This window comes from Shewanella sp. S1-49-MNA-CIBAN-0167, assembly GCF_040310145.1.
GTDB classification, from domain to species: Bacteria; Pseudomonadota; Gammaproteobacteria; order Enterobacterales; family Shewanellaceae; genus Shewanella; species Shewanella psychromarinicola.
Genome location: NZ_JBEOPO010000018.1, coordinates 65,451 through 82,226, shown reverse-complemented (window position 1 = coordinate 82,226; position 16,776 = coordinate 65,451). Strand labels below are relative to the sequence as shown.

General features: G+C 43.2%; 19 protein-coding genes. 7 read left to right on the top strand and 12 right to left on the bottom strand.

Features of this window, described 5'->3' with window-relative positions; all coding sequences use genetic code 11:
• Positions 1 to 96: 96 nt before the first annotated feature.
• The 4 genes from hslR (at position 97) to AAEZ00_RS10395 (ending at position 5,240) form a co-directional block, all read left to right on the top strand.
• Positions 97 to 510: a ribosome-associated heat shock protein Hsp15 gene (hslR, locus tag AAEZ00_RS10410; RefSeq protein WP_124012990.1), complete on the top strand. Its 414-nt coding sequence runs from the start codon at positions 97 to 99 to the stop codon at positions 508 to 510.
• A 10-nt stretch (positions 511 to 520) separates the two neighbouring features.
• On the top strand, positions 521 to 1,381 hold the full coding sequence (hslO, locus tag AAEZ00_RS10405) for an Hsp33 family molecular chaperone HslO (protein ID WP_351088626.1): 861 nt from the start codon (positions 521 to 523) through the stop codon (positions 1,379 to 1,381).
• Positions 1,382 to 1,633: 252 nt separating this feature from the next.
• Positions 1,634 to 3,190 carry a phosphoenolpyruvate carboxykinase gene (locus tag AAEZ00_RS10400; RefSeq protein WP_124012988.1) on the top strand — a complete coding sequence of 519 codons (1,557 nt, stop codon included), beginning with the start codon at positions 1,634 to 1,636 and terminating at the stop codon, positions 3,188 to 3,190.
• Between the two features lie 190 nt (positions 3,191 to 3,380).
• Positions 3,381 to 5,240: a M14 family metallopeptidase gene (locus AAEZ00_RS10395; protein WP_351088627.1), complete on the top strand. Its 1,860-nt coding sequence runs from the start codon at positions 3,381 to 3,383 to the stop codon at positions 5,238 to 5,240.
• 8 nt (positions 5,241 to 5,248) lie between these two features.
• On the opposite strand, the gene AAEZ00_RS10390 is transcribed toward AAEZ00_RS10395, so the two are convergent.
• Positions 5,249 to 5,563 (bottom strand): GIY-YIG nuclease family protein, encoded by a 315-nt coding sequence (locus AAEZ00_RS10390; protein ID WP_351077782.1) that lies wholly within the window; start codon positions 5,561 to 5,563, stop codon positions 5,249 to 5,251.
• Between the two features lie 134 nt (positions 5,564 to 5,697).
• Between AAEZ00_RS10390 and moeA the strand changes: the two genes are divergently transcribed.
• Together moeA and moeB are read left to right on the top strand one after the other, a co-directional pair.
• Entirely contained in the window at positions 5,698 to 6,951 is a 1,254-nt protein-coding gene (gene moeA, locus AAEZ00_RS10385) for a molybdopterin molybdotransferase MoeA (RefSeq protein ID WP_351077785.1), read from the top strand.
• Positions 6,952 to 6,959: 8 nt separating this feature from the next.
• Entirely contained in the window at positions 6,960 to 7,730 is a 771-nt protein-coding gene (moeB, locus tag AAEZ00_RS10380; protein ID WP_101033623.1) for a molybdopterin-synthase adenylyltransferase MoeB, read from the top strand.
• Positions 7,731 to 7,821: 91 nt separating this feature from the next.
• On the opposite strand, the gene AAEZ00_RS10375 is transcribed toward moeB, so the two are convergent.
• Positions 7,822 to 7,953, bottom strand: a complete 132-nt coding sequence (locus tag AAEZ00_RS10375) for a DUF2986 domain-containing protein (protein ID WP_101033621.1) — start codon at positions 7,951 to 7,953, stop codon at positions 7,822 to 7,824.
• Between the two features lie 188 nt (positions 7,954 to 8,141).
• On the bottom strand, positions 8,142 to 8,309 hold the full coding sequence (locus tag AAEZ00_RS10370; protein ID WP_101033619.1) for a YqaE/Pmp3 family membrane protein: 168 nt from the start codon (positions 8,307 to 8,309) through the stop codon (positions 8,142 to 8,144).
• 153 nt (positions 8,310 to 8,462) lie between these two features.
• Here AAEZ00_RS10370 and AAEZ00_RS10365 point away from each other — a divergent pair, with 153 nt between their 5' ends.
• Positions 8,463 to 9,671 carry a GGDEF domain-containing protein gene (locus tag AAEZ00_RS10365; protein WP_351077789.1) on the top strand — a complete coding sequence of 403 codons (1,209 nt, stop codon included), beginning with the start codon at positions 8,463 to 8,465 and terminating at the stop codon, positions 9,669 to 9,671.
• Between the two features lie 133 nt (positions 9,672 to 9,804).
• Here the strand turns inward: AAEZ00_RS10365 and AAEZ00_RS10360 are convergent, their stop codons facing one another.
• From AAEZ00_RS10360 to moaD, 9 genes are all read right to left on the bottom strand, one after another.
• A complete protein-coding gene (locus tag AAEZ00_RS10360; protein WP_101033615.1) occupies positions 9,805 to 10,482 on the bottom strand; it encodes a TIGR01621 family pseudouridine synthase in 678 nt (225 codons plus the stop codon).
• Between the two features lie 40 nt (positions 10,483 to 10,522).
• Positions 10,523 to 11,764 carry a sensor histidine kinase gene (locus tag AAEZ00_RS10355; protein ID WP_101033613.1) on the bottom strand — a complete coding sequence of 414 codons (1,242 nt, stop codon included), beginning with the start codon at positions 11,762 to 11,764 and terminating at the stop codon, positions 10,523 to 10,525.
• A gap of 67 nt (positions 11,765 to 11,831) precedes the next feature.
• Positions 11,832 to 12,509 (bottom strand): response regulator transcription factor, encoded by a 678-nt coding sequence (locus AAEZ00_RS10350; protein WP_101034784.1) that lies wholly within the window; start codon positions 12,507 to 12,509, stop codon positions 11,832 to 11,834.
• Positions 12,510 to 12,522: 13 nt separating this feature from the next.
• Entirely contained in the window at positions 12,523 to 12,984 is a 462-nt protein-coding gene (locus tag AAEZ00_RS10345) for a hypothetical protein (protein WP_232772112.1), read from the bottom strand.
• Between the two features lie 402 nt (positions 12,985 to 13,386).
• The gene (locus AAEZ00_RS10340; RefSeq protein ID WP_101033610.1) at positions 13,387 to 14,499 is read right to left on the bottom strand and encodes an ABC transporter ATP-binding protein; all 1,113 of its coding nucleotides are present in this window, start codon (positions 14,497 to 14,499) and stop codon (positions 13,387 to 13,389) included.
• On the bottom strand, positions 14,480 to 15,160 hold the full coding sequence (modB, locus tag AAEZ00_RS10335; RefSeq protein WP_101033608.1) for a molybdate ABC transporter permease subunit: 681 nt from the start codon (positions 15,158 to 15,160) through the stop codon (positions 14,480 to 14,482). The genes AAEZ00_RS10340 and modB overlap by 20 nt, the downstream gene beginning before the upstream one ends.
• The gene (gene modA, locus AAEZ00_RS10330; RefSeq protein WP_101033606.1) at positions 15,160 to 16,005 is read right to left on the bottom strand and encodes a molybdate ABC transporter substrate-binding protein; all 846 of its coding nucleotides are present in this window, start codon (positions 16,003 to 16,005) and stop codon (positions 15,160 to 15,162) included. Before modA ends, modB begins: the two co-directional genes overlap by 1 nt.
• Before the next feature lie 42 nt (positions 16,006 to 16,047).
• Positions 16,048 to 16,518, bottom strand: coding sequence for a molybdopterin synthase catalytic subunit MoaE (moaE, locus tag AAEZ00_RS10325; RefSeq protein WP_101033604.1), 471 nt, complete (start codon positions 16,516 to 16,518; stop codon positions 16,048 to 16,050).
• A 1-nt stretch (position 16,519) separates the two neighbouring features.
• On the bottom strand, positions 16,520 to 16,768 hold the full coding sequence (moaD, locus tag AAEZ00_RS10320) for a molybdopterin synthase sulfur carrier subunit (protein ID WP_101033602.1): 249 nt from the start codon (positions 16,766 to 16,768) through the stop codon (positions 16,520 to 16,522).
• Positions 16,769 to 16,776: the final 8 nt, after the last annotated feature.

Here is a 16,776-nt window from a genome sequence, read left to right as displayed (position 1 = left end):
AAAAAGGCCATAATATTGCCCTTATTACGATAATATACACATTGTATGGCAATTAGGTTACTCAGTCTGTGAAATCATCCCAGTTTTGGAGGTCATTTGACTAACGCTCAGCCCGAAAGAAGCTTTATCCGGCTCGATAAATGGCTATGGACAGCACGATTTTATAAAACCCGCGCCATCGCCAAAGACATGATAAATGGCGGTAAAGTACATTACAACGGCCAACGGACTAAATCCAGTAAGAATGCTGAAGTCGGTGCAAAAATCCGCCTTCGTCAAGGTCATGATGATCGAGAGATTATTGTGCTCCAATTATCTGGACATAGACAAAGCGCGAGTGTGGCGCAAACGCTATACGAAGAAACACCTGAAAGCATTAGCAAACGTATTATCAATGCAGAAGCTCGACGGCTCAACATTTTAAATAATCCGGCCCCAGATCATAAGCCGGATAAAAAACAACGACGACAGATTATGCGCTTTAAAGAGTACTCAGCGCCCAAAGAGTAAGAGAATACAGATGAACAATGATATTTTACAGCGCTACATTTTTGATAATGCCGATGTGCGAGGCGAGATAGTCCAATTAGAACGCTGCTACCAAGAAGTGCTTTCTGCACATAGCTATCCGGTCGCATTACAGTGTCTAATCGGTGAGTTAATGGCCGCGACATCGTTACTCACGGCAACCATCAAGTTTACCGGTGACATTAGCGTACAATTACAGGGCGATGGCCCAGTCTCTTTGGCGGTAATTAATGGTAATAATAAGCAAGTCTTACGTGGTGTAGCACGTTGGAACGGCGATATTGCTACAGATACAAGTTTGCAACAAATGTTTGGTAAAGGCTATATGGTCATTACCCTAACTCCTGATGACGGTGAGCGTTATCAAGGGATTGTGTCGCTAGATCATGTCAACCTAGCTGCATGCTTAGAAGAATATTTTAACCAATCAGAACAATTACCCACTCAAATTCAGTTATTTGCTAACGGTAAACAAGCCGCAGGTATGCTTCTGCAAGTGTTGCCAACAAAGTCGGAGCAAAATGATGACTTTGAACATATATCAACATTGACGTCTACCATCAAAGCAGAAGAGTTATTCACTCTTGATGCAGAAGAAGTATTACATCGCTTGTATCATCAAGAAGAAGTGCGCTTATTTGATCCTGTTGATGTGACGTTTAAATGTAGCTGTTCTTATGAACGCAGTGGCGCGGCCATTAAAACCTTGCCGCAATCTGAAGTTGAAGCGATTTTGGCCGAGGAAGGCAAAATTGATATGGATTGTGAGTACTGCACAGCAAAATACTCTTTTGATGCCATCGATATAGCGGCATTATATTCCGGTAGCCACAGCAGCCAATCAAAACAGTAACCAATGACGTAATAGATACGTAACAAATTACAAAAAAAGCGCGCTTTGCGCTTTTTTTATCCCTAAAACACCGATAAAAATGCCTGCAACCAAAAACCCATCAAAAAAATAACCAAACTGTTCGTTACCAGAGCGTTAACTTGCGTTACAATCTCCTACATTAGTTTATAGCCATTGCGCAAGCAAAATATCAAACTAAGTTTCAACACCTAACCCCAATAGCGATTCATTGCGAAACACGACCTAAAAGACATGGAGATCAACACTATGGCGGATGTATCAAACCGCGTTCACCTCAATCCTACGACAGCACAGCTTGTAGAAATCGCGCTTCTTCGTGGAGAGGGTCAACTCACCGCAAATGGTGCCTTAGTGGCCAAAACAGGGGAAAGAACAGGTCGTTCACCCAATGACCGATTTATCGTCAAAGAGGCAAACACCGAAGCTGATATTGAATGGGGCAAAGTAAACCGTCCATTTGATGCCAGTAAATTTGATGCATTATGGGGTCGTGTAGAAGCTTACCTTGCAGACAAAGAGTTATTTATGTCTGAACTCGAAGTGGGCGCTGATGACGAGCATTATATTCCAGTACATGTAACCACTGAGTATGCGTGGCATCAACTCTTTGCGCGTAATTTATTTATCACTCCAACAACATTTAATCGTGGCAACAAAGATGTCTGGCAAATTATCAATGCGCCTGGATTTGTTTGCGAACCAGAACGCGATGGTACCCATTCTGAAGCGGCCGTTATTCTTAACTTTGCCGAACGAAAAGTACTTCTTGTGGGCTTGAAGTACGCTGGAGAAATGAAAAAGTCGATGTTCTCGGTACAGAACTTCTTATTACCAGCAAAAGGTGTGTTACCAATGCATTGTTCGGCTAACGTCGGCCACGATGGTGATACTACTTTGTTTTTCGGTTTATCTGGTACCGGTAAAACCACTCTTTCTGCCGATCCAAAACGGTTTTTAATTGGTGATGACGAGCACGGCTGGGCACCCGGTGGCGTATTTAATATCGAAGGCGGCTGCTATGCAAAATGTATCGACTTAAGCCAAAAAAATGAACCTGTTATTTGGGACGCTATCCGTTTTGGTACTGTATTAGAAAACGTCGTACTTGATGAACAGCGAGTGCCTGACTATAAAGATACCAGCCTGACTGAAAACAGTCGCGCGGCCTACCCTTTAGAACATATAGCTCAGCGTAAAGAAAGTAATCGCGGCGCAGAACCTCATGCGGTCGTCTTTTTAACCTGTGATGTATCGGGCGTATTACCGCCAGTATCGGTGTTAAGTAAAGAGCAAGCGGCGTATCACTTCTTGTCTGGTTATACCGCGAAAGTAGGCTCAACCGAAATGGGTTCTACTTCTGCAATCCAGTCAACCTTCTCGACGTGTTTTGGTGCACCATTCTTCCCACGCCCTGCAGGCGTATATGCCGAGTTATTAATGGCACGCATTGAGTCGTTTGGCAGCCAAGTTTACCTGGTCAACACTGGCTGGACCGGTGGTCCACATGGTGTAGGTAAGCGTTTTGATATTCCAACAACGCGAGCCATTGTTGATGCCATTGTTAGCGGTGAGCTCAAAGATGTTGAAACGCTTTATATTGATAAGCTCAATCTACATGTACCGGTTAGTGTTTCAGGCGTCACCACCGCATTGTTGAACCCTGTTAACACATGGGCAGACAAAGCTGAGTACAACAAATATGCTCAGCAACTCGCGCAAGAGTTCAGTGATAATTTTGCAAAATATCACGTGTCTGATGCCATTAAAAATGCCGGCCCTAACGTATAAGCAATACATCGACTCTTCGCCGTCCACTTAATGTAATATGACGCCTAAAATCCCGACTCCGGTTGGGATTTTTTATCGCTATAAATTCAGTTCACTTATCACCATAAAAGCCTCTGAAACTGATGATGTGCAATGCTATGATGTCGTTAACGTAATTGTTTCAACACCATCATTACTCACAGGGGTATTCATGCGCCGTATTTTTCTTACCAGTTTACAGGTCAGTTTATTATTCATCAGTTCCACATCCGCTCATGCTAACGATACTGCGCAGTCGACGCCCCTGGTACCGACAGAGAAAATGGCGCATTTAGAAAACGACAGCATACTGCCTCCAATGCGTCCTTGGTCAGGCGCGAGTGAGTCGTTACTGTTAAGCGCAAATCAGCCTTGGGTAACCCCCTTTGAGCAGCAAGGCTATATTTCTAGCCCAAACTATCACGACACCATGGAATGGTTAGATAAACTCGTCGACAGCAGTGACATGTTGCAAAAAGTCAGTATTGGTAAAAGCCCCCAAGGACGAGATATATGGATGATTGTTGCATCGCAAGACGGGGGATCAACGGCAACAGCATTAATCGATAATGGTAAAGCAACCGTCTTAGTGCAAGCGGGGATTCACTCGGGAGAGATTGACGGTAAAGATGCTGGCATGATGCTACTGCGTGATATCAGCCATGGCAATAAACGCGGATTACTTAAAAACGTCAATTTACTGTTTATTCCCATTTTTAGTGTCGATGCTCACGAGCGCAGCAGTCAATTTAGCCGGGTTAATCAGCGTGGACCGGTGAATATGGGGTGGCGCACCACGGCTAAGAATCTTAATTTAAACCGCGACTATGCCAAAGCAGATGCGCTAGAAATGCAGCACCTTATCCGTGCCATTACTATTTGGCAGCCAGATTTATACATTGATATCCATGTGACCGATGGCATTGACTACCAATATGATGTCACCTTTGGCTACAACGTTGAGCAGGGACATAGCCCAAGCATTTTTGCATGGCTGGAGTCCATTTACCGTCCTGCCGTTGAACAAGCCTTAACCGAACAAGGTCATATTCCGGGGTCATTGGTGTTTGCCAACGATAACACCGACATGAGCAAAGGTCTGTCATTGTGGAATCCTAGCCCGCGATTTTCTAATGGCTATGGTGATGCGCGCCATTTACCAACTATTTTAATTGAAAACCATAGCCTTAAACCCTATAAGCAACGAGTCCTTGGCACCTATGTCATGCTTGAACAAACACTTAAAACGGTGGCGCAAAATAGCACTAAACTAAAAACTGCCATTAATAAAGACAAATATCGAAACCCAAGCAAGCTAACGATCAGTTGGCAAAAAGAAACCTTGGCACAAGGTAGAGACTTTAAAGGTATGGATTACCGTATCGAGCAAAGCCCGATCAGTGGCGATAAGGTCGTTCGTTGGACTGAAGAACCTAAGCTATACCGTAACCTACCTGTTATTGCGAACACCCAGCCAGTGATCACTGTCACTCGTCCTGTGGCTTATTACATTCCGCCACAGTGGGCTGAGGTTATTAATCGTTTATCTTTACATGGCATCAGAATGACACGACTGAATAAACCAACATCGATTACTGCGCAGCAATATCAATTCAGCAAGCCCATATTCTCAAGTGCTGATTATGAAGGCCATCAAACCGTGTCGGCGCAAACAAGCATTCACAAAATCACCACCCATCTTCCTGCTGGGAGTGTGCGTATCCCAACCGACCAGCCTTTAGGTGATTTAGCCATGCTATTACTTGAACCTCAAGCTGAGGATTCTTTGTTTTACTGGGGATTTTTTAATACCATTTTTACCCGTACAGAATACATTGAAGACTATGCAGTTGAGCCTTTAGCAGCAAAAATGCTTAGCGACAATCCGGCACTAAAAGCCGAATTTGATCAAGCATTACAGGATCCGGATTTTGCTCAAGATAGCAAAGCGAGATTACGCTGGTTTTATGAACGCAGCCCTTACTACGATAAGGAATACATGAAGTACCCAGTATTACGAGCCTCTAAATAATATCGCTATCACTCTACAAGTGCGTTGGTGCTTGTAGAGTGACGGCTTAGCTTATACTGTTCAATCAATGATAATTTTTGCGAACGCGAATATTTCTTGATGGCAATTTCACGTTTTGAAGCCTCACTTCGGTCAGTCAATTGCTCTTGGTAAGCCAAGGTTAACGGCCCTTTACCTTTTAGGTATTTAGCCGCTTTAGGGCCGCTTGTTTGATGCTCGGCAAGGCGACGCGCAATATCCGTGGTAATGCCAGTGTATAAATGTGAATTGGCACAGCGAATAATGTATAAATACCAAGCCGTATTGGCGTTATTTTGCGACATAAAATATAAAACCTTAAGTGTGATCATAAAATTCTTGTGTCATCATGGCATACTAAACACCATTAAAAAGCCAACACCTATTTCAGCCCATAACGCTGCTCATGGTATTTTAGCTATTCATTAAGGAAATGCTGATGTCCAATAATCAAGACCCTTGCGCTCAACCAGCATTGCTTCATCCCGATCAAGCGATTGAGCAACTTTTAGCTCAAGTTGAAGCAACCCAAGATACCGAGCTCGTTTCATTAACCCAAGCAATCGACAGAGTACTTGGCGAAGATCTCGCCTCAAGTATTGATTTACCTCCATTTGATAACTCAGCAATGGACGGTTACGCATTTCGGTTTGCTGACTTAACCCCATCACAGGATAAAACAACCCTCACCCTAATGGGTAGTTCTTTTGCGGGTCACCCCTTCAACGGCCAAGTACCACCCAATAGCTGTATTCGTATTATGACCGGTGCACCTGTGCCTGTGGGTTTTGATAGCGTGCAAATGCAAGAAAAAGCCCAAGCAGACCAAAACCTAATTACCATTGAGCATCCGCATCGATTAGGCGCAAATGTGCGCTGTCGCGGTGAAGAACTGCTTGCGGGTACCAAAGTCTTACACCGTGGTGTCATTATCCGTGCTGCAGAAATGGGCGTACTCGCCACCATCGGTATTAGCCACGTTAGAGTGACACGTAAATTGAAAGTCGCTTTCTTTTCCACTGGTGATGAATTACGCCCAGTGGGAAGTGAACTGGCACCAGGACAAATTTATGACTCTAACCGCTATTCAATCCAAGGTTTATTAAGTAAAAGCCATGTTGAATGGATTGATTTAGGCGTCATAGCCGACAATAAAGAAGCTATTCGTGGCGCATTTAGAGAAGCAGCAAGCCAAGCTGATATGGTATTAACATCAGGCGGAGTCTCGGTTGGTGAAGCCGATTTTATTAAGCAAATTTTATCAGAAGAAGGTCACATCACCTTTTGGAAACTGGCTATTAAGCCAGGAAAGCCGTTTGCATTTGGTAAAGTAGGTAATGCTGTTTTTTGCGGTTTACCCGGTAATCCAGTCTCATCGATGGTGACGTTTTATAAATTGGTGTTGCCTATTTTACATAAAATGCAGGGACTAAAACCGGTTACGCCTTTATTTTGCCAAGCACGGTTACTGACTGACATACGCAAACATCCTGGCAGAGTCGAATACCAACGCGCCATACTCAGTCGTAATGAGTTGGGTGAGCTTGAGGTAGCCATTACCGGCGGCCAAGGCTCTGGCATGCTCACGTCAATGAGTTTAGCGAATTGCTTTGTGATATTAGATCAAGACCAAGGTGACACCGCCCAAGGAACCCAAGTTACTATAGAACCATTTAATCATGTGTTGTGTTAGGAATAAATATGGACTCACTTGATCAAGAGATACTCACCGACACGGAAATGCTGCGTTATAGCCGTCAGATCTCCATTAAAGCTATCGATATTGATGGCCAAGAAAAGTTGAAACTTGCTAAGGTATTAATTATTGGTGCTGGCGGTTTAGGCTGTGCAGCAAGCCAATATCTTGCCGTGGCTGGGGTGGGTGAAATCACCTTAGTTGATTTTGATACGGTAGAACTTTCTAATTTACAGCGTCAAGTATTACACCATGATACCAATATTGGGCAGCCAAAAGTTGAATCGGCTAAACAGGCGTTAATGCAACTAAATCCGCTAATTAAGATTAATACGATTAATGCCCTGTTAGATGATGATGAGATTAACGCGCAAGTAAGTCAGCATAGCTTAATTCTTGATTGCACCGACAATATGTTAGTACGAGAACAGCTTAATAAAAGCTGTTTTGAGCACCAGGTGCCTTTAGTATCGGCCGCAGCGATTCGGATGGAAGGCACTGTAACGGTATTTGACTATCAACAACACAGTCCTTGTTATCAATGTTTTAGTGCCTTATTTGGCGAGCAACAGTTAACTTGTGTCGAAGCGGGTATTCTTGCACCTGTGGTCGGTATGATTGGTTGTATCCAAGCAACAGAAGCCATTAAAGTCATCACAGGTATCGGACTGCCTTTAACGGGGAAGTTGTTAATGATTGATGCGATGACCATGGAGTTTAGGCAGATGCGCTTGCCTAAACAACCCCACTGTAACGTCTGTGGTGTGAACGTCTAAAGTGATACTAGACTCAGACGTTGGTAATAGCACAGACGTGAGTATTCTCTCAGTCAGCGCTATCAACAAAATCTGTTAATGGCGCTGCAACTCATTCAACCTGCGTAAGCCTTTCGCGGTCAGCTTTAGCAACATAAGAGGGTTTATTGGTTGCATGGAGCTTCGCATTGGCTTTTTTTGCTTTGGCTTTCAGGGTTTGATTGATTTTCTTTTTACGGTTCATATGGGTCTCTTGATAGCATTTGTTGACGGTGTTTTTTTATATCATCTACGGTTTATATCATCTGAGTTTGATACAAAAAAATCATTATACAAAACAACCTGTCTACGAGACAATGATCGCCTCAAACCTGCCCAACCTCTAATGATTGCAGCACATCAAAAACCAAATAGCATCGCTCAGAACCACGATTATTCTTGTAATACCACCCACAGCGCATGGATAAGCCCAGGTACAAAAAAGAAAAGGCATAATAGGATATTAATTAATAAGTCCTTACCCATACCATTTTTGAGCAGTACCGCTACTGGTGGGAGCAAAATCGCAAGGATGACCAGTAATAATTTATTAGAATCCATGTTAGTTACCTTATTTAAGTTGATTAATTTAGCGACAAAAATTATAAAAATAGTATACGATACAACTTGTTAACTAGAATCATTATTCTATTTTTGTGCACTTATTTTGTTATTGCATCATGAGTCATCTTCTTCACGATACTAATGAGTCATATGGAACATAGTCAGAGTATTGTTTTTGTTCAATTTTTTAGTTTAATCGCGCTAAGCTGTGCACTAGCCTGGACATTGCTTGCTCATCTATTACGCATTGCACCTAAAGCCAGCTGGTGTTTCGCGGCGACCAACGTTTTCACTTTTATTGGTCTCTTACTTTATACCCAACGTACTGAAGCAATTAACTATTTATACTGGTTTGTTGCAGACATGACAATACTACTGGGTTTTGCTCTGGTGCGCTGGGGCTGCCAACATTTATTTAAACAACCTTTAACTTATCGATTTGATCTTATATTACTGGCGACCACGGCATTATTAATGCTACTAGTCCCCCCCTCCCTGACCTATGCAGTGTACTTAGTGATCGTCATGAGTATTACTGCAGCGACCTTTATCACTCTAACGGGTATTGATAACTTTCGGGCAGTGAAAAAACACCTACCGCTGTATTATGCGACTTTGTTAAACATACCCTTTTTTACCATAGGTTTGCTATTTATCATCCGCGCCATGGCTCTGTTGTTTTCCCCCGACCAACTTGCCAACATTTCTGCCGCTGACAAGCTTAACTCATCATTGGTGATGTGGAGCTACATCATATTGTTATTACTGACTAATTTAGTATTATTTGGTAATGCTCTAACTCGTTTAGTGTTCAAAGTCGCTCGGTTAGCCAACAAAGATCAACTGACAGGCTTATGGAATCGACATGCATTATTGGACAAACTCGAACAAGTTGATGCCTTGTGGCAACGTAATGGACTCGCTTATACTCTAATGGTGCTCGATTTAGATCACTTCAAGCTTATCAATGACTCATACGGACATTTAGCCGGCGACAAAGTGCTCAAACAAACTGCTGAAGTATTACAGCAGACATTACGTAAAGTCGACTTTATCTGCCGTTATGGTGGTGAAGAGTTTCTGGTTATATTGCCATCCACTAATACAGATGAAGCCCAAATAGTTGCTGAGAAAGTGCAAGATAGAATAAACGACTTATCTATTATTTGGCAAAAAAACACCATTAATATGACCCTAAGCACTGGCTATGCAACCTGTAAAACTCACCTCACTATTGAACAGTTATTACAGCTCGCTGACGATGCCATGTACCTTGCTAAAAGCAAAGGTCGTAATACGATTTGCTCAATGGACTCAATAGATGAATCGATTGCCGCTAGCTCAATAGAGCAATCTTAATCGATACAAGCGTTTCACCTGCCTTTGCACATCATAAACTTTAGCCCATTAACAAGACTTCAGCCTATTAACCCTCTCTGTAACCTCTGCTCGGGATAATAAACCGGCGGTGCCACAGGCTAATAAAAGACAACTAGTCTTTACTCGGCCACGGTAAATCATTAGGTGATTGCCATTGATTAGCCATAAGCTGTTGGCATGCTGACAACAAAAACTGTTGACCTAATGAGGGCGGTTGTTGAAAAACATAAGCCTGATCTCGATAAGTAAAATGCAAACTATAAGCATGTAAATAGCACCTGTCACTAAGCTCATTGCCATAGAGTTGATCGCCTAAAATAGGCACTCCAATACTGGCTAAAGCCACTCTCAATTGATGGGTTTTGCCACTGAGCGGTTTCAGTAAATACAGCCGCATACCATGGGCAATACTCTGACTGAAAAACTGCGTTACGGCGGGGTTGCTGCTGGTCCGCAGTAATTTATACATACTGCGACGCGACTTAGCCATGTCGCCAATAATCCAACCTTGTTTCTTTTTAGGTTTACCGCAAGCGATTGCCAGATAATATTTTTGAACTTTATGCTGAGTAAACATTTGGGTAAACACACTAGCAGCTTGTGGTGATTTAGCCACCACCAGCAAACCGGATGTCGGAGTATCGAGACGATGAACAGGGTAAAGCTTATAACCTAAATCAGCCTCTGCCTGAGCAATCACCCCAGCGCTGCCATCTTGACTATGAAAATGAACATTAACGGACTTACTGATGACAATAAAGTCTGTTTGGTCACTGATCACTTGATACATAGATTATCCAACAAGGATTAAAGGGGGGATACCCGCAGGATTATTTAAAGTGAATACTCACCAATAAACCAGGGTTATTATCATGTAATGAAATCGTCGCTTTATGACGCGACAAAATAGCCTTTACCATCGACAAGCCTAAACCCGTGCCTTTGAAATGACGACTTGGGTCTAAGCGGACTAAACGGTCAAATACCCGCTCTTTATCTTCGTCAATAATACCCGGTCCATTATCACTAATTTGAATATGTTTACCGTGCTGAATAATACTGATTGTAGCACCCTCGGGTGAATACTTTATCGCGTTATCCACTAGATTAAACAAAGCTTGGAACAATAAATACTTATCACCATTAACGTGAATATCACCTTCTAAACTGATTTTCAGCACTTGATCGCGACTCTCTGCAATAACCTCAGCCATCTCAAATAAATCTTGGCAGATTTGCTGTAATCTCACCGGCTGTAAATCAAGCATTTGCTGGCCTTCTTCAATGCGAGTTAACGATAACATGGCATCAAATGTCCCCAGACAATGGTCTAACTCTTCTAGCAACTCAGCAGTGGCATCTGCAAGCTCAGACGTAGGTTTTTGCGACAACTGTTCTATGCCTATGCGCAAATGCGATAGCGGGGTGCGTAAATCATGGGCAATGTTATCGCTGACGCCGCGAACGGCACGTAAGTTTTGCTCTAAAGTGTCGAGCACCAAATTAAATTGCCGCGCAAGCATGTCAAATTCATCTTGGCTTTCACTTACCGGCAAACGCGTTTCATAATGTCCAGCTTCAATTTGTTCACTTAAGCGGTTGTATTCGACCAGTCGCCTAAGAATGGCTTTAGAGAAAATATAACCTAATGCTAGCGTGAGCCCTAACGTAAACGCCACCGCCCAAAACGCCGCATTAATAAATTTCTCAATTAACGCTGCAAGCTGATCGGTTCGCGTAGCAATGAGTACTGGGCCATAACGAGTAATGACTAGACCGCCAGTCAGGATATGCAGCTTATCTGGGCCGCCAGTAAAAATAGGGAAATCTTTGGTTTCGGGCAGTTGTGGCATGTTTTCGGGTAAGAAAGTCAGTGCGCCAACCATATCGACACTGTTGCGCCAGGCAATCAATGCCGTTTTTGGATCGGCAGCACGAATTTGAGCGGCAAAACTACGACGGTTAACCGTTAATGCTAACTGCTGATAGCGCTGCATTTCTGCAGAAAGATGTTTGTCTACCTGATTTTGTTGCTCAATAACTAACTGTCGATAGAGACTGAGCACCAACATAACAATGAGTATGGTGACTAAAGTCGAGAAGATAAGCGTGATCCGCCACGCACTACTTTGGTAAGGCTTAATGCCTTTTGCAAAGGCGATAACCAGCCCCTCTTACGGTTTCAATTAGCTCACCATGCCCAAGTTCTTCAAATTTGCGACGTAATTTGGCGATGTGCACATCAATCACGTTGGTACGAGGATCAAAATGGTAGTCCCATACTGCTTCAAATAATAATGTCCGACTAATCACTTGATTCGGGTGTTCCATTAAATATTTAAGCAATTGAAATTCTTTTGGTTGTAGCATTAACTCGCTATCATCCAGGGTAACTTTACGGGTGAGTAATTCCATCTTCAAACTACCAACCTCAATATCTGTGGCAGCAGGTTCAACCACATTGCGTTGAATAAGCTTTTCAGCACGCACTAATAATTCCGCAAAGGCGAATGGCTTAGTCATGTAATCATCACCACCCGCACGCAAACCTTTTACACGCTCATCAACGTGGCTTAATGCCGATAAAATGAGTACCGGAGTATTATTCCCACTGGTACGCAGAGCAGATAATAATGTTAAGCCGTCTAACTTAGGTAGCATACGATCGAGGATCAACAAATCATATTGGTTATGTTTCGCTAACGTTAGCCCTTCTTGACCATCCGTCGCACTATCGACTTGATATTTCTGAGCAGTAAATCCATCGGCTACATACTTTAATGTAGTAGCATCATCTTCAACCAATAAAATACGCATAGTCATAGAGTCTTTAATCCCATTTGAGCAAAGGTAGTGGACGTAGGGTTTCAATATCGAAAGCAATGGTATTTCTACTATCTTGATTGAGTAATTTTAGTTCGAGATAACTAATTGACAAATCGTGGTCCAATTCCGCCTGTGTTAAATATCCTTGCTGATTTTCAATCGCGAGAGTCACTAATTCTGAAAACTTCATATGCTTGGCTTGGAGCATTTTTGCCGCATTCACTTGGCCAATATCATCAGAGGCATAAGTTGACGATTTTTCAGCTAATAATGTACCGTCTAAGGCTCGGTATTGGTATTTATGTATTCGGTGTGTCTCTACGTTAACCATAGAAATTTTATACACCAGCAAGCCTTCTTCAACATCAACATCAAAGTCACAAATGGTGCCTTCATCTTGTTGCTCTAATTGTTCCATGACCGTTATTGGCTTTAAAAAGTCGCCATTGATCAATAAAGAGTGCATAGACGGTGTCGCCATCACGGCACAAGGAAGAAAGCATATTGCTAGCAGCAACCGAACCATCACGAGCCTCTATATAATTGAAAATGGTATTACATGACCACTCTACCTAAGAGCAGACGAAGTCCCAAGAAATCTAAGATTAATAATTGATCATAAATATTATTTTTCGGCGCGATGGGCCGTCGTCACATAACATTTTCTCGAAATAAGAGGTCAGGTCAATCGATAATAACGGCACAAATGGCACAAATGGCACAAATGGCACAAATGGCAACATTTTATCGTAAACCCGTCATTGATGTTGCCAACAAGCCATATTGACGCGTCAATGGTCATGTTATTATTCAGAAATAGCGCCAAAACGCGATCAAACTATTGTTTTATTTGCTTTTATTATCAAAATCAAGACTGCACACTTAAAATGTGAATTTGATCTGACTTGAGAGCAATAGTCGTTTGCACGCCTGCCGCCAAGGCTAATTTATGCACCAAATGAGTCGGCACATCGGTATTGATGATCGACCCAATACCGACAACAGATGCTATCACCCGTGATGATTCACCCATCACCAGTACAGATTCAATTAATACCTCTAATTTATTTAAGCTTTTACACAAACGACCACTGCTAATGGCGTTAAAGCGAATACCTTGATTTGGGATCACCCAGCGGATAGATTGGCCGATGGTTAATCGTGGTGCACTGTCGCTGACAATGAGTTCATCACCCAAAGTAAACTTGGTCATGTTGCGTTCAATGTCTTGCTCTACAACTTGACCATCAAAAATATTCCTCAAGCCCATCTGCCTGGCCACCGCTTCGTCATTGGGGTGAGATAACACCTCAAATGGCTTGCCTTGTTGCAACATTTTACCTTGGCTAATCAATATCATCTTATCGGCCAGTAACAACGCCTCATGCATATCATGGGTTACCATGATGACAGGTATAGATAATTGTTGTTTTAAGCGAGCTAACTCAATGTATAAGCGCTCGCGAGTTTCTTTGTCTACGGCAGAAAAGGGTTCATCAAGCAGCAAAATAGTCGGCTCGCGAGCCAGTGCACGAGCCAGCGCGACTCGTTGACGTTGTCCGCCAGACAATTGAGCGGGTAAGCGATCAGGCAAACCTTGCAAGTTGACGCGCTCTAACCAATCTAAAGCACGCGATTTTCGCAATGCTTTGGGGACATGGTCAAGCCCAGAAATGACATTATCTAACGCTGATAAATGCGGAAACAAACCAAAATGCTGCGGCATATAACCAATATGCCGTTGCTGTGGCGTTAACGAAATCGACTGTTGTGCATCAAACCATAGCAGATCACCACAGTGGATTTGTCCCTGTTGAGGTAAGCTCAAACCGGCTATCATTCTTAGCAAGGTGGTTTTACCACCACCGGAAGGACCAACAACCGCTAATACCTCACCGGCGCGGCAACTAAAATGCGCTTCAAGTGGAATAGGAGAAGTTTGTGAAATATCACATATAAGATCAGCGCTGCGAGGCACCATAATGCCCTCCTAAACGCTTCGACATACTCGTAGTCAGCGCTAAAGCACTCACTGCAAACAAGAGTAATACCAAAGACATCATTCCTGCGGAATCAAAATCAAATGCCTGCACACTGTCATAAATTGCTATCGAGATAGTCTTGGTTTCACCGGCAATATTACCGCCCAGCATTAACACCACACCAAACTCGCCTAGTACATGAGAAAAACACAGCACCACTGCGGTTAATACTCCAGGCCATATCATAGGTAATTCGACTCGAAGAAAAATACGTAATCGACTCATGCCACAGCAGGCCGCAGCATCACGAATATCAATGGGAATGGTTTCAAAAGCACGTTGAATAGGTTGAACCGCAAAAGGGATATTGACGATGATAGAAGCGATCACTAAGCCTGAAAAATGAAACACCAGCTGCTGGCCCGTTAATTGTTCAACCCATTGGCCTATCACGCTCTGATTACCTAACCCTACCAGCAAGTAATAGCCAATAACCGTCGGCGGCAACACTAACGGCACCATGATCAAAGCCTCAAGCCATGACTTACCCTTAAACTGCCGGTACGCCAACCATCGTCCAACCATAATGGCCAACGGAATTAATAATATTACGGTAAAACAACTCAGTTTGACCGACAGCCACAGAGCTTGCCAATCCATTAAGCACCCTTCTTAATAGTAGGTTGCGGTAAATTAAACCCAAATTGAGTTAACACTTCCTGCGCCTCAGCTGATTGCATGTATTGATAAAATCGCTCGGTAGTTTTAGATGCATTAGGCATTAATGCCATCTGTTGATTGAGAGGTTGATATAACGAATCAGGGATAACAACATAGTTTCCGCGCTTAGCAAATGCAGGCGTTAGCACTAAGGATAACGGCACTATCCCGCCTTGAGTGGAGCCGCTAATGGTAAATTGGGTGGCTTGTGCAGCATTCTCGCCTAAAATCAGGGTGGGCTGCAACATATCCCATAAGCCTTTTGCTTTGAGCACTTCACGCGCGCTCTCACCATAGGGGGCATGATCGGGATTGGCTATCGCAAAACGAGACAATTTTCCATCGTCGATTAATTGCCTTAGCCCAACTAAATTAGCGTCCAAAATTAACGGCGATTTTTTAGGCGCAGCAAGGGCAAGTCGGCCAATAGCATAAATAACCCCACTATCTTGGGTATAACCCGCTTGATGTAACTTATCAATATAACTCTCATCAGCACTGAGCATCATTTCAAACGGTGCACCATGCTGAATTTGAGTAACAAAATTACCCGATGAACCATAACTTACCCGCACAGCCAACCCCGTTTTCCGTTGAAAACGTATCGCTATCTCGTCTACAGCAAACTGAATATTGGCCGCGGCGGCAATGGCGGGGGCGTCATTGGCCACGCTTACTGAACTGAATCCCACCAGTAATATCGCGAGCAACGCCGCGATACCACTGGTATGAAGCCGCTGCAAAAGCCGATAATAAATCTGAATAATGGTGTTAATGAAAGACATTGAGGGCTTATCCTTGCTATGTACCAGTAATATGGATAAATACTACTTTTGCCACATTTTAGCGGCTTGCTGATCGCTATCATGCGCCTCAACCCACTTACGGCCAGTATCACCGGCTTCAAGTTTCCAAAAAGGCGCTTTGGTCTTTAAAAAATCAATTAAAAACTCGCAAGCTGCAAATGCCGCTTTACGATGAGCACTGGTCACACCGATAAACACGATTTGTTCGCCAAGCATCAGAGTACCAACTCGATGAATAATTGTCACTTTGCTTAATGGCCAACGATCGCAAGCTTGTTGGCTAATCTGCATTAATACCGACTCGGTCATCCCAGGATAATGCTCTAGGGTTAAATCGGTTACGGCACTGCCATCATTAAAGTCACGTACTTTACCGACAAAATTGACCACGGCGCCGTCCTGATTATTGCAGGCAAGTAACCCATACTCATCGGCGACACAAAAATCTTCAGTGTGAACACGCACATTAATTTGAGGATTACACTGTTCCATATTACCCCCCTGTAACCGGAGGGAAAAAGGCCACTTCATCGCCGTCTTTCACCGGTGAATCCCACTGACTCATGGTTTGATTAATTGCCACCAGTAATTTGTCTGATGCCAACACTTTGGCCCACTTGTCATCAGTGGCGGCAAGCGCTGCACGTAACGCTTCAGCGGTATCAATATTCTCGGCAGTATGCTCAACTTTAGCGCTGCCTAATAACTCACGAATTTGCGCAAAAAATAACACTTGGATCATAGTGGTTT

Bases quoted from the DNA above. Each gene is read 5' to 3' on its own strand.
- AAEZ00_RS10370 (WP_101033619.1), bottom strand. From the start codon at position 8,309: ATGGATTCTAATAAATTATTACTGGTCATCCTTGCGATTTTGCTCCCA.
- AAEZ00_RS10400 (WP_124012988.1), top strand. From the start codon at position 1,634: ATGGAGATCAACACTATGGCGGATGTATCAAACCGCGTTCACCTCAAT.
- AAEZ00_RS10390 (WP_351077782.1), bottom strand. From the start codon at position 5,563: ATGTCGCAAAATAACGCCAATACGGCTTGGTATTTATACATTATTCGC.
- AAEZ00_RS10345 (WP_232772112.1), bottom strand. From the start codon at position 12,984: ATGCACTCTTTATTGATCAATGGCGACTTTTTAAAGCCAATAACGGTC.
- AAEZ00_RS10360 (WP_101033615.1), bottom strand. From the start codon at position 10,482: ATGTATCAAGTGATCAGTGACCAAACAGACTTTATTGTCATCAGTAAG.
- hslO (WP_351088626.1), top strand. From the start codon at position 521: ATGAACAATGATATTTTACAGCGCTACATTTTTGATAATGCCGATGTG.
- moeB (WP_101033623.1), top strand. From the start codon at position 6,960: ATGGACTCACTTGATCAAGAGATACTCACCGACACGGAAATGCTGCGT.
- moeA (WP_351077785.1), top strand. From the start codon at position 5,698: ATGTCCAATAATCAAGACCCTTGCGCTCAACCAGCATTGCTTCATCCC.
- AAEZ00_RS10395 (WP_351088627.1), top strand. From the start codon at position 3,381: ATGCGCCGTATTTTTCTTACCAGTTTACAGGTCAGTTTATTATTCATC.
- AAEZ00_RS10340 (WP_101033610.1), bottom strand. From the start codon at position 14,499: ATGGTGCCTCGCAGCGCTGATCTTATATGTGATATTTCACAAACTTCT.
- moaD (WP_101033602.1), bottom strand. From the start codon at position 16,768: ATGATCCAAGTGTTATTTTTTGCGCAAATTCGTGAGTTATTAGGCAGC.
- moaE (WP_101033604.1), bottom strand. From the start codon at position 16,518: ATGGAACAGTGTAATCCTCAAATTAATGTGCGTGTTCACACTGAAGAT.
- AAEZ00_RS10375 (WP_101033621.1), bottom strand. From the start codon at position 7,953: ATGAACCGTAAAAAGAAAATCAATCAAACCCTGAAAGCCAAAGCAAAA.
- AAEZ00_RS10350 (WP_101034784.1), bottom strand. From the start codon at position 12,509: ATGCGTATTTTATTGGTTGAAGATGATGCTACTACATTAAAGTATGTA.
- modA (WP_101033606.1), bottom strand. From the start codon at position 16,005: ATGTCTTTCATTAACACCATTATTCAGATTTATTATCGGCTTTTGCAG.
- modB (WP_101033608.1), bottom strand. From the start codon at position 15,160: ATGGATTGGCAAGCTCTGTGGCTGTCGGTCAAACTGAGTTGTTTTACC.
- AAEZ00_RS10355 (WP_101033613.1), bottom strand. From the start codon at position 11,764: ATGTTGGTGCTCAGTCTCTATCGACAGTTAGTTATTGAGCAACAAAAT.
- AAEZ00_RS10365 (WP_351077789.1), top strand. From the start codon at position 8,463: ATGGAACATAGTCAGAGTATTGTTTTTGTTCAATTTTTTAGTTTAATC.